We start from the raw sequence: 12438 nt of genomic DNA on the forward strand, positions 1-12438 counted from the left end.
CCGCCCCGGTTCTGGAGCGACGGAGCGGGGGAGCGAAGCGGAGGAGCGCAGGAGTGAAGAACCGGGGTCACGAGGGCCCCGACCCCGCGGCGCCGAAGGCGCCGCAAAAAAACACAGTACCTTCGTGGCATGGAGGTACTGTTGCACCAGATCGACGCGTTCGCCGACGCACCGTTCTCCGGTAACCCGGCGGCGGTGATGCCGTTGCCCACGTGGTTGCCCGATACCGTGCTGCAACAGCTGGCCGAGGAGAACAATCTCGCGGAGACGGCCTTCTATACCTCTCGGTTACCCCCGGAGGCCGGGCCGCCGCCGGGCAGCTGGCCCGCCTATCACCTGCGCTGGTTCACCCCGATGACCGAGGTGGTGATGTGCGGGCATGCCACGCTGGCGACGGCGGCGCATATTCTCTGCGATATCCAGCCGGGCGAGGATCGGGTGAGTTTCTTCACCCACAGTGGCTGGTTGCGGGTGGATCGCACGGATGACGACGAGTACGTGCTGGATCTGCCGGTGGTCGCGTCGGACCCCGCCGAACCGGACGAGGTGCTGGTGGCGGCGCTGGGGGTCGAGCCGGTGCGAGTTTATTCCGGGGCGGATGTGGTCGTGGTGGTGGACAGCGAACGGCAGGTGCGGGAGCTGGCGCCGACGTTGAGCGCGTTCCCGAAGGTGCAGCGCGGTGTGGTGGTGACCGCGCGGGGTGACGAGGTGGATTTCGTTTCGCGCTTCTTCGCGCCCGGGGTCGGGGTGCCGGAGGATCCGGTGACCGGTTCCGCGCATGCGCAGTTGGCCCCGCTGTGGGCGGCCGAACTGGGCCGGACACGGTTGACTGCTCGCCAGTTGTCGCGCCGGGGTGGGTCGCTGGGGGTGGAGCTGGCCGGTGACCGGGTATTGCTGACCGGTCGCTGTCATCGGTATCTGGACGGTGTGGTGACGCTGGACTTCTGATCAGGCCGGTGGGACCGGGCCGTCGTCGGGTTGCGGTCCGACCGGGTCGGTGCTGTCGGGGAGCAGGGGTCCGACAGCGAATCGTCCGGCTACGGCGTCGGCGGGCAGGGCCTCGACCGCGTGGATTCCGGGGCGGCCGGCCAGTTCGCGCAACCGGGACAGCGGGGCCCGGACGACGACACCGGGGGAGCACGCGCAGCCGTCGCGTAGGCGTGCGACGGTCACGTCCAGGACCTGGGCCGCGCGTTCGCCGCCGACGTAACCGCGTCGATCGGCCAGCTGCCAGGCGGCATCGGCGCCCGACCGGCGCAGCGCGATATCGGAGTCGGGTGTCGGGACCGCGGTCAGCGGGGTCGCGACGCGAGGCAGCGGTACCTGGTAGAGCGCCTGTCCGATCCGAATATCGCCCACCTGCTCGCGGAGGCCGGCGGCCGGACGGTACCCGGTGAACGACACCAGCGCCCACCGGTCGCCGTCGTCCGGTCCGGTCAGCGTTTCGTGCGCCCGGTCGAGATAACCGGTGACGGTTTCGCCCTGGTCGGGTCCGAGGCGGTCGGTGGACACCACCGGCTCCGCGGGTGGGATCAGATATCCCAGTGCGACGACGAGGACGCCGCACGCCGCCGCGGCCGCGCCGAAGGCAAGGCCCCGGCCGATGCGGCGGGGCCCGGTCGGTGCGGGTGCCTCGGGCATTCGGGTCAGGCGTCGCGCAGGACGCGGAGCGCGTTCGTGAGATCGTCCGGGTATTCGCTGGTGATCTCGAGGTAGCGGCCGTCCGCGGGATGCTGGAAGCCCAGCGACCGGGCATGTAGCCATTGACGTTGCAGTCCGAGCCGTTCGGCGAGCCGGGGGTCGGCGCCGTAGGTGAGATCGCCGCAGCACGGATGGCGGACGGCGGAGAAATGCACCCGGATCTGATGGGTGCGGCCGGTTTCCAGATGGATATCGAGCAGGCTCGCCGCCTGGAACGCTTCCACCGTGTCGTAGTGGGTGACGCTGGGCCGGCCGTCGGAGGTGACCGCGAACTTCCAGTCGTTGCCCCGGGCCCGGCCGATGGGGGCGTCGATGGTGCCGCTGCTGGGATCGGGATGGCCTTGGACCAGGGCGTGATATCGCTTGTCCACGGTGCGCTGTTTGAACGCGCGTTTGAGCACGGTGTAGGCGTGTTCGGACTGCGCCACCACCATCACTCCCGAGGTGCCGACATCGAGGCGGTGCACGATCCCCTGGCGTTCGTGGGCGCCGGATGTGGAGATCCGGTAGCCTGCCGCGGCCAGTCCGCCGACCACGGTCGGGCCGGTCCAGCCGACCCCGGTGTGCGCGGCCACGCCGACCGGTTTGTCGACGGCGACGATATCGTCGTCGGCGTAGAGGATCTTCATACCTTCGACCGGTTCGGCTTCGATGCTCAGCTCGCGCCGGGGTTCGGGGAACACCACTTCGAGCCAGGCGCCGGCGGTGAGCCGGTCGGATTTCCCGGCGGCTGTGCCGTCGAGATGCACCGATCCGTCCTCGGCCATGGCCGCGACCGCGGTCCGCGACAGTCCGAGCAGCCGGGCGAGGCCGGCGTCCACCCGCATCCCGTCGAGGCCGTCGGGTACGGGCATCGTCCTGGTCTCTCTCATGCGGCGGTCTCCTTGCCGTCGGCGGTAGCGGCCGGGCCGGCGGTATCGCCCGGGACCGGGCCCGTCGTGGTACTCGTCTCGGCTCCGGCCGGGGCGGATCCCGGTGCGGCGGCCTCCGGCGTGGTGTCGCCGGTGGATCCGTCCCGGCCGGGGTCCGCGGCCGGATCCGGCGCGGTGTCCCCGGCCGGTCCGCCGGCGGCCGCGTCCGCGGCGGCCTTGTCCTTGTACCGGGTGCCGTCCGGTTCGTAACCGAAGACGGTCAGGGCCACGAGCAGGATCGCCCCGCAGACGATCGACGAATCGGCCACGTTGAACACCGGCCACCAGCCGACCGAGACGAAATCCACCACATGGCCCTGCAGCGGTCCGGGCGCCCGGAACAGCCGGTCCATCAGGTTGCCGAGCGCACCACCGAGCACCCCGCCGAGACCGATGGCCCACAGCGGCGAGCGCAGCGTGCGGCCGATACGCAGCACCCCGATCACCACCGCCGCGGCGATCAGGGTCAGCAGCCACGTCATCCCGGTGGCCATGGAGAACGCCGCCCCCGGGTTGCGTATCAGGACGAGTTCGACGACGTCGCCGATGACCGAAACCGGTTCGCCGGGCCGTATCCGCGCGACCACGATCACCTTGGTGATCAGGTCGAGCGCGAACAGTGTCGCGGCGACCAGCAGCAGTAGCCGGAGGCGCTGCCGGGGCTGGGCGGCGGTCCCGCCGGGGCGGTCGTCGGGGTCCTGCTCTGGCGTAGGCCGGTCCTCACTCACGCCGACCATCATCTCTCGAGGTGTATCCACGCAGTAGCGTGGGCACCCGCGCATACCCGGCCGGGCCGGTCGCCGCGGCGGGTCGCGGCCGGGCGCCGCGGGTGTCCGGGGCCCTTGCCCGAAGTTCGGGCGATGTCCCAGCCCACGCTCAGGTACGCCTCGTAGGCTGTCGGTCGTGACGGTGTTGTGTTCGTTTCCCACGCCCCGGCTGGCGCGGTCCAGAGTGCTGATGGTGGTTCTCGCGGTAGGGCTCACCGCTTTCGGTTCCGGCTGCAGCGACGGCGGCGACGCGGGGGGCGACGCCGACGGCACCGAACCGCTGGGGATAGGTAACGAGGTCACGGTACCGATCGCTGCGGCCGCGGTGACGACCGTGGATCCCGGCGAGGAGCCGCGGTCCATGCTGCGGCCCTCCTACTACAACGGCACGATCCAGGCGGTGACGCTGCGCACCGATCACCGGATCCAGCAGCAGATCGATTCCCAGCAGGTACGCGATTTCTCCAGTCCGTCGCTGACCATCCCGATGACCGCCACCACCGATTCCGGCGGGGTGGAGCTCACCCTGGGCTCGGTGACGACCCCGGATCCGGCCCTTTCGGAGGCGCTGACCGCCGCCGACGGTACGCATGCCGGTTTCGAGATGAGCGAACTCGGTGGTATCACGGCGCTGCGCCTGGCTCCCGCGCCGGATACCTCGAATTCGGCGCGAGCCGCCCTGGAGCAGGCTTTCTACCAGGCCGTCTACCGATCCGTCACCTTCCCCGACGAACCGGTCGGGGTGGGGGCGGTGTGGCGGGTCCAGCAGACCGTCGGCGGCGGCGTGGACCTCGACCAGGTCACCACCGCCACTCTGGTGGACCGGGACGGCGGGCGGTTGTCCATCCACCTCGACGTCACCCAGACGCCGAAATCCAGTATCTGGGACCTCCCGAACGAGGCCGGCACGCTCGATATCGAGGACTACGCGATGCAGGGCAACGGCGATATCACCGTGGATCTCGGGTTGCCGCTGCCGGTCGCGGGATCGATCTCGATCGGCGGCCACCAGTCCTACCGTGACCCGCGGACCTCGACGGTATTGCGTCAGGTCATCGAGACGAACGTCAGCTGGGGCGACTGACAGCGGGCGTCGGATCGGGCCCCGGCGGCGGTGGCCGGGCATAGGCTCGACACTGTCCGACGAACCACCCCGAAACCGGAGGTCGTGTGATGTCCGATGTTTCTCCCGTTCCCGACGGCTATCCGACTATTTCCCCGGGTCTGGCCGTTGCCGGTGCCGCGGACGCGGTGGAGTTCTACAAACGGGTGCTGGGGGCCACCGAGCGGATGCGGATACCGGGGCCCGGCGGCACCGTCATGCACTGTGAGCTCCTGATCGGCAATTCGGTGCTGATGCTGGGCGACCCGGCGCCGGATATGGCGTTCCGGGATCCGCATTCGATCGGCGGTACCCCGGTCAATCTCTATGTCTACGTCCCGGATATGGACGCCGCCCACGCCGCCGCGCTCGCCGGGGGCGCCACCGAGATCAGCGCTCCGGAAACCCAGTTCTACGGCGACCGGACGGCCGCGTTCGTGGACCCGTGGGGCCATCAGTGGACCGTGGCGACCCACGTCGAGGATATCGAGCCCGAGGAGATGCAGCGGCGGATGGACCAGCTGGGATCCTGACCGGGAACGGCAGTACCGGACCCGCGGCCCGGCCCCGATGACTACCATGGTCGAGTCGAAGAAGCAGGAAGGGTCTGGCGTGATGCGGGTGCTGGCCGTGGACGACGAGCAGCCGGCGCTGGACGAGCTGCTCTATCTGCTGCGCGCCGAGCCCGCCGTGAGCGAACTGCACGGCGCCGCCGACGCGACCGGTGCGCTGCGGATACTGCGCGCGCACGGGGCGGACGCGGTCTTCCTGGATATCAACATGCCGGGTCTGAACGGGATGGAACTGGCGGGTGTGCTCGCCGAATTCGTCAACCCACCGGCGATCGTCTTCGTCACGGCGCACGAGGACCACGCGGTCGCCGCGTTCGACCTGGGTGCCGTCGATTATCTCCTCAAACCGGTGCGGCAGCAGCGTCTCGCCGCCGCCGTGCGGCGGATCGCCGAACGCCGTGCCCGCACCGAACCCGGTCCGGGACCGGATCCGGGCGGCAACCACGAGGTCATTCCGGTCGAACTGGGCGGTGTCACCACGCTGGTGCACCGATCGCAGGTGAACTGGGTGGAGGCCGAGGGCGATTACGCCCGGCTGCACACCGATACCGGCTCCCATCTGGTGCGTATTCCGCTCTCGGCGTTGCAGGAACGCTGGCACGACGATTTCCTGCGAGTGCACCGCTCCTATCTCGTAGCGCTCGGCCGGGTGACCGGACTGCGGGCGGTGGGGTCGGGCACGCTGGTCTGTCTGCGCGGGGCACAGCGGGTGGAACTGCCGGTGAGCCGCCGGCAGGTGCGTGAACTCAAACAGCGGCTGGTGCACGGACCGCATCCGGCGCCGGATCGGCGATGATCGGCCCCGCACCGCGACCGCCGCGTCGCCGGGTGGTGCTCGCCGAACGGCGCGGCGCGCGCCCGGTCCGGACCCGGGTGGAGGTCGCCGAGCAGACCGAGATAGGGGAAGCCCTGATCGGCGGGCTGATCCGCGCGCAGCTGGGGCTGGCCCTGAGCTGCGGGCTGGTGATCGCTCTGCTCCTGGCGGCGCTACCGCTGCTGTTCGGGGTGACGGCGGTGGCCGAGACCGTGGTCCTGGGTATCCGGCTGCCGTGGCTGGCGCTGGGCGGTGCCGCCTACCCGCTGTTGTGGCTGACCGGCCGGGTGTACGTGCGGCTGTCCGAACGCAATGAGAACGATTTCCTCGAGCTCACCGGTGATTGAGCAGGTCCCGCCGGTGCCGCAGCGGATGCGCGGGCCGCAGTGGTGAACGCGTCCGGTCTGACGGTGGCGGCGCTGCTCGCCGCGGCGTCGGCGACCGTGTTCCTCGGGGTGTACGGGGTGCGCTGGGCGCGTACCACCTCCGATTTCCTGGTGGCCTCGCGCAGTGTGGGGCCGCGGTGGAACGCCGCGGCGGTCTCGGGTGAATATCTCTCGGCCGCCTCGTTTCTCGGAGTGGCGGGTTTGATCGCCAAATACGGTGCCGACGCGCTGTGGTATCCGGTGGGGTTCACCGCGGGGTATCTGGCGCTGCTGCTCTTCGTGGCCGCCCCGCTGCGCCGCTCCGGCGCCTACACCGTGCCCGATTTCGCCGAGTTCCGGTGGGGTTCATCGCGGTTACGGCGGCTCGCCGCCGTGGTGGTGGTGCTGGTGTGCGCGGTGTATGTGATCCCGCAGTTCCAGGGGGCCGGGCTCACACTGCGTATTCTGCTCGGGGTGCCGGGCTGGGTGGGTGCGGTCGCGGTGGCGGTGATCGTGGTGGCCAATGTCGTGTCCGGGGGCATGCGGTCGATAACTCTCGTGCAAGCCTTCCAGTACTGGCTGAAACTGACCGCCGTGGCGCTGCCGACGCTCGTCCTGCTGGTGCACTTCTTCGCGGCCGACCGGCCGGACGGGGATCGCGAACTCGGCGCCCCGGCACCGCCGACGGTGAGCGAACAGACCACGGTCGAGGTGACCACACCGGTGGTCGTGCAGTTGGCTGCCCCGCAGTGGGCGGCGGTGCACGGAGTGCTGGACGACCGCGGGGTGGACGGGCCGGTACTGCTGTCGGCGGGTACGCATCGACTGGACCGGGATACCCGGCTCGTCCTCGAACCGGGTGCGGCCGTGCCGGTGGTGGCCGGAGCTCCGGCCGACGGGGCGCACTGGCTGTTACCCGGTGGCGGCTTCGCCGGGCCCCATCCGCGATATCAGGTGTATTCGCTGATCATCGCGACCTTCCTGGGCACCATGGGATTACCGCATGTGCTGGTGCGGTTCTACACCAATAGTGACGGCCGGGCGGCCCGGTCCACGGCGGTCGCGGTGATCGCCCTGGTCGGGACCTTCTATCTGTTTCCGGTACTGCTCGGTATCTTCGCCCGGCTCTACGTCCCGCAGCTGCTGATCACCGGAACCTCCGACGCGGCAGTGCTGTTACTGCCCTCGTCCGCGCTGGCCGGGTTGCCGGGGCAACTGCTGGCGGCGCTGGTGGCGGCGGGTGCCATGGCGGCCTTCCTGTCGACATCGTCGGGGCTGGTGGTGAGCATCGCGGGTGTGCTGAGCACGGATGTGCTGCGCGGGCGGATCCGCGACTTCCGGGTCGGCGCGGTGGTCGCGGGGGCGGTACCGCTGGCCCTGTCGCTGGGTGTGGTCTCGCTGGACCTGTCCCGCACCGTGGGGTTGGCCTTCTCGCTCGCGGCCGCGACGCTGTGCCCGCTACTCGTACTGGGGATCTGGTGGCGGGGTCTCACGGCGGCGGGTGCGGCGGCCGGGCTGACGGCCGGTGGAGTCGTGGCTGGTGCGGCGACGCTGGTCTCGGTGCTGGGCGGGGTTTCCGACGGATTGGCGGGCGGGTGGCCCGCGGCGCTGCTCGGTTATCCCGCGGCGGTCGCGGTCCCGCTGGCCTTCGGGACGATGGTGCTGGTCAGCCGCTGGACTCCGGGGTCACCGGGAGTGCGCCGGGCATTCGTCCGGATGCACGCCCCGGAGCGGCTGGGAATGGGTGCGGACCGGGTGCCGGGACACCGGCCGGACTGATCATCGGACCCGTCGCGCCGGACCGTTCGTCGCGGCACGGCGACCGCTCACCGCACACTTACCCACCTCTACCGAGTGACCGTCGTCACAGGGGTTCCGAAAGGCTGTGGGGCCGCTACCTTCTGCACAGGTAATACACGTCACATGATGAGGGACCCGGCATGACCGAAATCGATCTCGACACCAGCGACGGGCGGGCCGACCCGCCGCCCGATTTCGTCGCCGCGCAACACAGTCCGGAGTTCCAGGAACTCCGTAACCGGCTGCGCCGCTTCATTTTCCCCATGGCCGCGTTGTTTCTGCTCTGGTACCTCGGCTATGTCCTGCTCGGCGCCTACGCGCACGATTTCATGGCCACCCCGGTATTCGGTGAGATCAATATCGGACTGTTGCTCGGGCTGGGCCAGTTCGTCTCGACCTTCGTGATCACCGGGCTCTACGTCCGGTTCGCCAACCGGGAACTGGACCCGCGGGCCGCCGCGCTGCGCGCCGAACTGGAAGGAGATCGGTCGTGAACTCGCTGTACGCCGCCGACGCCACGGTCGGCAACCCGGTTGCCAATATCGCCATCTTCGCGGCGTTCGTCCTGGTCACCATGGTGGTGGTGTTCTGGGCCGGCCGCAATACCTCCGGTGCCACCGACTATTTCACCGGTGGCCGTGGTTTCACCGGGCCGCAGAACGGTATCGCCATCGCGGGTGACTATCTGTCCGCGGCGAGCTTCCTCGGGATCGCCGGAGCCATCGCGGTCTACGGCTACGACGGCTTCCTGTACTCGATCGGGTTCCTGGTCGCCTGGCTGGTCGCTCTGCTGCTGGTAGCCGAGATGCTGCGCAACACCGGCAAATTCACCATGGCCGATGTGCTGAGTTTCCGGTTGAAGCAGCGGCCGGTGCGGACCGCGGCCGCGATCAGCACCCTGGCGGTCTCGCTGTTCTATCTGCTCGCTCAGATGGCCGGCGCCGGTGGCCTGGTGGCGCTGCTGCTGGATGTATCCAGTAAGACCGGCCAGGCCGTGGTGATCGCGGTGGTCGGGGTGCTGATGATCGTGTACGTACTGGTCGGCGGGATGAAGGGCACCACCTGGGTGCAGATCATCAAAGCGGTGCTGCTCATCGCGGGCGCCGCGGTGATGACCGTGATGGTGCTGGCGAAATTCGGTTTCGACCCGTCGGAGATCCTGTCCGGGGCGCAGAGTGCGATCGGCGGTTCCGAGAACGCGAAGGTCGCCGCCCGCGATGTACTGGCGCCCGGCGCGCAGTACGGCGGGACCGAGATGTCGAAACTGAACTTCGTCTCGCTCGGCTTGGCGCTGGTCCTGGGCACGGCGGGTCTGCCGCATGTGCTCATGCGGTTCTACACGGTGCCGACGGCAAAGGAAGCGCGGCGCTCGGTGGTCTGGGCGATCGCGTTGATCGGCGCCTTCTACCTGTTCACCCTGGTGCTCGGCTACGGCGCGGCCGCGATCGTCGGACCGGATCGCATCCTCGGCGCGGCCGGTGGGCAGAATGCCGCGGCCCCGCTGCTGGCCTTCGAACTGGGTGGAGTCGTCCTGCTGGGCATCATCTCGGCCGTGGCGTTCGCGACCATTCTCGCGGTCGTAGCCGGTCTCACGATCACCGCGTCGGCGTCGTTCGCACACGATATCTACGCCAATGTCATCCGGCGCGGAAAGGCCGACGACGCCGCGCAGGTCCGGGTCTCCCGGATCACCGCGGTGGTGATCGGGATCCTGGCCATCGCACTGGGCATCCTGGCCAACGGCCAGAACATCGCCTTTCTGGTGGCCCTGGCCTTCGCGGTCGCCGCTTCGGCGAATCTGCCGACGATCCTGTACTCGCTGTTCTGGCGTCGTTTCAACACCACCGGCGCGCTGTTCAGCATGTACGGCGGGCTGATCTCCACCATCGTGCTGATCGTCTTCTCCCCGGCGGTTTCCGGCTCCTCGACGGCGATGCTGCCGGACCTCGATTTCGACTGGTTCCCGCTGTCCAACCCGGGGATCGTATCCATCCCGCTGGCGTTCGTGCTCGGCATCGTCGGCACCTACCTGGGCGGCAAGGACAGCGAGGACCCGGCGAAGGCCGCGGAAATGGAGGTGCGGGCGCTGACCGGCGTCGGCGCCGAGAAAGCGGTCGTGCACTGAAATCCGGTCCCGGATGCCGTGGTGGCGGTATCCGGGACCGAATCCTGGTGCAGGCCGGCCGGTCCCCGCTCTGTGAGGGTGAGCGGGGCCCGGCCGTTTCGGTGTCACGGCCGGATACCGGGGCGGAACTTGGGCACCCGCATGCTCACTTTCGTTCCAGCCCCGGGAGCGGTGTCCACGACCAGGCCGTAATCGTTGCCGAAAGCGGCGCGTAACCGGTCGTCGACATTCGCCAATCCGATATGCGCACCGTCGGTGGCGCCCGCCCCCGGCGCACCGGACCGCAGCAGATCGGGGTCCATACCGGCACCGTCGTCCTCCACGCTCAGTACACAGTCGGTACCGGCATCGTGGGCCTCGATGGTGACCGTGCCGCCGCCGGGCGTGGCCGCCAATCCGTGCCGGACAGCATTCTCCACCAGCGGTTGTAAGGCCAGGAAGGGCAACGTCACGCCGAGCACCTCGGGGGCGATCCGCAGCCGTACCTGCAGGGCCGGCCCGAATCGGGCACGTTCGAGTTCGAGATACCGTTCGATATTGCTGAGTTCGTCGGCCAGCACCGTGTATTCCCCGGCGTCGCGGAACGAATACCGGGTGAAATCGGCGAAATCCAGCACGAGTTCACGGGCCCGGTCGGGATCGGTGCGGACGAACGAGGCGATGGTGTTCAGCGCGTTGTAGATGAAATGCGGGCTGATCTGTGCCCGGAGCGCGCGCACCTCGGCGCGATCGAGCCGGGCGCGGGACGCGTCGAGTTCGGCCAGTTCCAGTTGACCGCAGACGTACCGGGCGACTTCGGCCAGCGCTCCGAGCGCACCGGGCCCGGGCCGGTTCCCGGTGACCATTCCCAGCGCGCCGACGATGGCACCGCTGTCGCTGAGCAGCGGCTGGGTGACCAGAGTACGTCCCGGATGGTCGGTATCGGGCAGATGCGCCAGCACCGGCCGCTGCGCCCCGACGGCCCGCCGGGCCGTCCCGGTGAACTCGGCGGCCAGGATCTCGTGGCTGCCGTCCCAGGCGAGCAGTTCGCCCTCGGGATCGCTCACCCCGAGACCTTCGGCCCCGACCAGGGCCCGCAGATGCGGCGCGGCTTCGTGCGCGGACTCCCGGGTGAGCCCCCGGCGCAGCGGGCGGGCCGCCAGGGAAGCGGTATGCAATGCGGCGTGTACCGCCCGTTCTGCGGGGGTGGTGACCATCCGCCGGGGCCGGGCCCAGATCAGCAGTGCCGCGGCGATCGGTACCGCCGCGGCGAATACGGTGAGCAAGGTCGCGGTCATCGCTGCTCCCGTCCCGTCCCGGCCTTACCCGCCGCTGTCCCGATCGCGGGTCCGGCGGTCATCCGCGCGCCGCACCGGAGACCATCGTGACCCGGGCAGATGCTACGAGCCGACTCGGGGACATCCGCGATCGCCCCGGTTCCGCCGTTCCGGCTCGCCGGTGTGGGCCGGCCATCGTCTCACGCTTCCCGCGGCAACCGCCATTGCCGTGAGAAACCTTCTCCGGAAGCGATGACCGGCCCGCACCGGCGAGCCGAGGTCGAGAACCCGGTAGCACTGTCGTGCCGGGTGGTGGGAGGTCGAGGAAACAGTTGTCGGGGCCGCCGGGCGCCGATCACGCCGAACGGGCCGGATGCGCGCTACGAGGGCCGGTGATCACCCCTGGTATTTCTCGACGACGAAGTCCACGGACCCCGATTCCGGCAGATGGGCCGCGCCGACGGTGACGGTCGCGGTGAAGCGGCCGATCCCGGGATGGAACAGCGCCGAGCGGCCGTCGTTCATCCAGTGGCCGGGACCGTTCGCGGTCCGGGTGGTCGACCCGGTCTCGCCGGTGTCGAGATTGCGCCAGTTCAGCGTGATCGGCAGGCTGCACGAACCCACGCCGAACATGATGGTCGAGACGGTGAACGACGCGTGCTCGGGATAGCCGGGGCCGTTGACCGAAGTATCGACCTGGGCCACACACGGACCGTCGGTGAGGGAGTAGAGGGTCTGGAACGAACCACCGTCGGCCGCGGCGGGCGCGGCGGTGGCCGCCAGCGTTCCCACCGCCAGCACCGCGGCGGCGGGCAGCGCGAGTGCGGTCGTACGTGCAGTCATCGTTCACCTCGCTGGTCGATCGTGCACTTGCGGGTCGATCGTGGGGCGGTCGTCCGCCGGACGTGACGCGGCACGACCCTACCAGTGGCCGAGCGTGCCGGTGGCAGAATCGGTTTCCCGCGCCCGGCGTCCGGTACGACACGCCCGGGCCCCGCGGGCACGCCCATCCGGCGCCGAAGCGG

General features: G+C 69.7%; 13 protein-coding genes. 8 read left to right on the forward strand and 5 right to left on the reverse strand.

From position 1 onward, the window contains the following. The first annotated feature begins 129 nt into the window (after positions 1-129). Positions 130-948: a PhzF family phenazine biosynthesis protein gene (locus tag ACWCPQ_RS19340; RefSeq protein ID WP_449900609.1), complete on the forward strand. Its 819-nt coding sequence runs from the start codon at positions 130-132 to the stop codon at positions 946-948. On the opposite strand, the gene ACWCPQ_RS19345 is transcribed toward ACWCPQ_RS19340, so the two are convergent. Genes ACWCPQ_RS19345 through lspA form a run of 3 tightly spaced genes read right to left on the reverse strand, consistent with a single transcriptional unit; the run spans position 949 to position 3352 of the window. Continuing rightward, complete coding sequence (locus ACWCPQ_RS19345; protein ID WP_449900611.1) at positions 949-1641, reverse strand: hypothetical protein; 693 nt, start codon at positions 1639-1641, stop codon at positions 949-951. A gap of 5 nt (positions 1642-1646) precedes the next feature. Next, on the reverse strand, positions 1647-2573 hold the full coding sequence (locus ACWCPQ_RS19350; RefSeq protein WP_449900613.1) for an RluA family pseudouridine synthase: 927 nt from the start codon (positions 2571-2573) through the stop codon (positions 1647-1649). Then, the gene (gene lspA / locus ACWCPQ_RS19355; RefSeq protein WP_449900615.1) at positions 2570-3352 is read right to left on the reverse strand and encodes a signal peptidase II; all 783 of its coding nucleotides are present in this window, start codon (positions 3350-3352) and stop codon (positions 2570-2572) included. The genes ACWCPQ_RS19350 and lspA overlap by 4 nt, the downstream gene beginning before the upstream one ends. 163 nt (positions 3353-3515) lie before the next feature. On the opposite strand from lspA, the gene ACWCPQ_RS19360 reads away from it, so the two are divergent. The 7 genes from ACWCPQ_RS19360 to ACWCPQ_RS19390 all read left to right on the forward strand — a co-directional run bounded on the left by ACWCPQ_RS19360 (position 3516) and on the right by ACWCPQ_RS19390 (position 10157). Beyond that, on the forward strand, positions 3516-4463 hold the full coding sequence (locus ACWCPQ_RS19360) for a hypothetical protein (RefSeq protein ID WP_449900617.1): 948 nt from the start codon (positions 3516-3518) through the stop codon (positions 4461-4463). A gap of 89 nt (positions 4464-4552) precedes the next feature. Next, the gene (locus tag ACWCPQ_RS19365; protein WP_449900620.1) at positions 4553-5014 is read left to right on the forward strand and encodes a VOC family protein; all 462 of its coding nucleotides are present in this window, start codon (positions 4553-4555) and stop codon (positions 5012-5014) included. A 46-nt stretch (positions 5015-5060) separates the two neighbouring features. Next, positions 5061-5849 (forward strand): LytR/AlgR family response regulator transcription factor, encoded by a 789-nt coding sequence (locus ACWCPQ_RS19370; protein WP_449900622.1) that lies wholly within the window; start codon positions 5061-5063, stop codon positions 5847-5849. Then, a complete protein-coding gene (locus tag ACWCPQ_RS19375) occupies positions 5846-6214 on the forward strand; it encodes a hypothetical protein (RefSeq protein WP_449900625.1) in 369 nt (122 codons plus the stop codon). Before ACWCPQ_RS19370 ends, ACWCPQ_RS19375 begins: the two co-directional genes overlap by 4 nt. 39 nt (positions 6215-6253) lie before the next feature. Then, positions 6254-8011 (forward strand): sodium/solute symporter, encoded by a 1758-nt coding sequence (locus ACWCPQ_RS19380; RefSeq protein WP_449900627.1) that lies wholly within the window; start codon positions 6254-6256, stop codon positions 8009-8011. 161 nt (positions 8012-8172) lie between these two features. Next, the gene (locus ACWCPQ_RS19385) at positions 8173-8526 is read left to right on the forward strand and encodes a DUF485 domain-containing protein (protein WP_449900630.1); all 354 of its coding nucleotides are present in this window, start codon (positions 8173-8175) and stop codon (positions 8524-8526) included. Continuing rightward, the gene (locus ACWCPQ_RS19390; protein WP_449900633.1) at positions 8523-10157 is read left to right on the forward strand and encodes a solute symporter family protein; all 1635 of its coding nucleotides are present in this window, start codon (positions 8523-8525) and stop codon (positions 10155-10157) included. The genes ACWCPQ_RS19385 and ACWCPQ_RS19390 overlap by 4 nt, the downstream gene beginning before the upstream one ends. A 104-nt stretch (positions 10158-10261) precedes the next feature. Here the strand turns inward: ACWCPQ_RS19390 and ACWCPQ_RS19395 are convergent, their stop codons facing one another. Next, on the reverse strand, positions 10262-11434 hold the full coding sequence (locus tag ACWCPQ_RS19395) for a sensor histidine kinase (protein ID WP_449900635.1): 1173 nt from the start codon (positions 11432-11434) through the stop codon (positions 10262-10264). A 375-nt stretch (positions 11435-11809) separates the two neighbouring features. Beyond that, positions 11810-12256, reverse strand: a complete 447-nt coding sequence (locus ACWCPQ_RS19400) for a hypothetical protein (protein WP_449900638.1) — start codon at positions 12254-12256, stop codon at positions 11810-11812. Positions 12257-12438: the final 182 nt, after the last annotated feature.

The sequence above is a fragment of the Nocardia sp. NPDC001965 genome (assembly GCF_053594175.1).

Coding starts and splice junctions, on each gene's coding strand:
- ACWCPQ_RS19340 (WP_449900609.1), top strand. CDS start 130: ATGGAGGTACTGTTGCACCAGATCGACGCGTTCGCCGACGCACCGTTC.
- ACWCPQ_RS19345 (WP_449900611.1), bottom strand. CDS start 1,641: ATGCCCGAGGCACCCGCACCGACCGGGCCCCGCCGCATCGGCCGGGGC.
- ACWCPQ_RS19350 (WP_449900613.1), bottom strand. CDS start 2,573: ATGAGAGAGACCAGGACGATGCCCGTACCCGACGGCCTCGACGGGATG.
- lspA (WP_449900615.1), bottom strand. CDS start 3,352: ATGATGGTCGGCGTGAGTGAGGACCGGCCTACGCCAGAGCAGGACCCC.
- ACWCPQ_RS19365 (WP_449900620.1), top strand. CDS start 4,553: ATGTCCGATGTTTCTCCCGTTCCCGACGGCTATCCGACTATTTCCCCG.
- ACWCPQ_RS19370 (WP_449900622.1), top strand. CDS start 5,061: ATGGTCGAGTCGAAGAAGCAGGAAGGGTCTGGCGTGATGCGGGTGCTG.
- ACWCPQ_RS19375 (WP_449900625.1), top strand. CDS start 5,846: ATGATCGGCCCCGCACCGCGACCGCCGCGTCGCCGGGTGGTGCTCGCC.
- ACWCPQ_RS19385 (WP_449900630.1), top strand. CDS start 8,173: ATGACCGAAATCGATCTCGACACCAGCGACGGGCGGGCCGACCCGCCG.
- ACWCPQ_RS19395 (WP_449900635.1), bottom strand. CDS start 11,434: ATGACCGCGACCTTGCTCACCGTATTCGCCGCGGCGGTACCGATCGCC.
- ACWCPQ_RS19400 (WP_449900638.1), bottom strand. CDS start 12,256: ATGACTGCACGTACGACCGCACTCGCGCTGCCCGCCGCCGCGGTGCTG.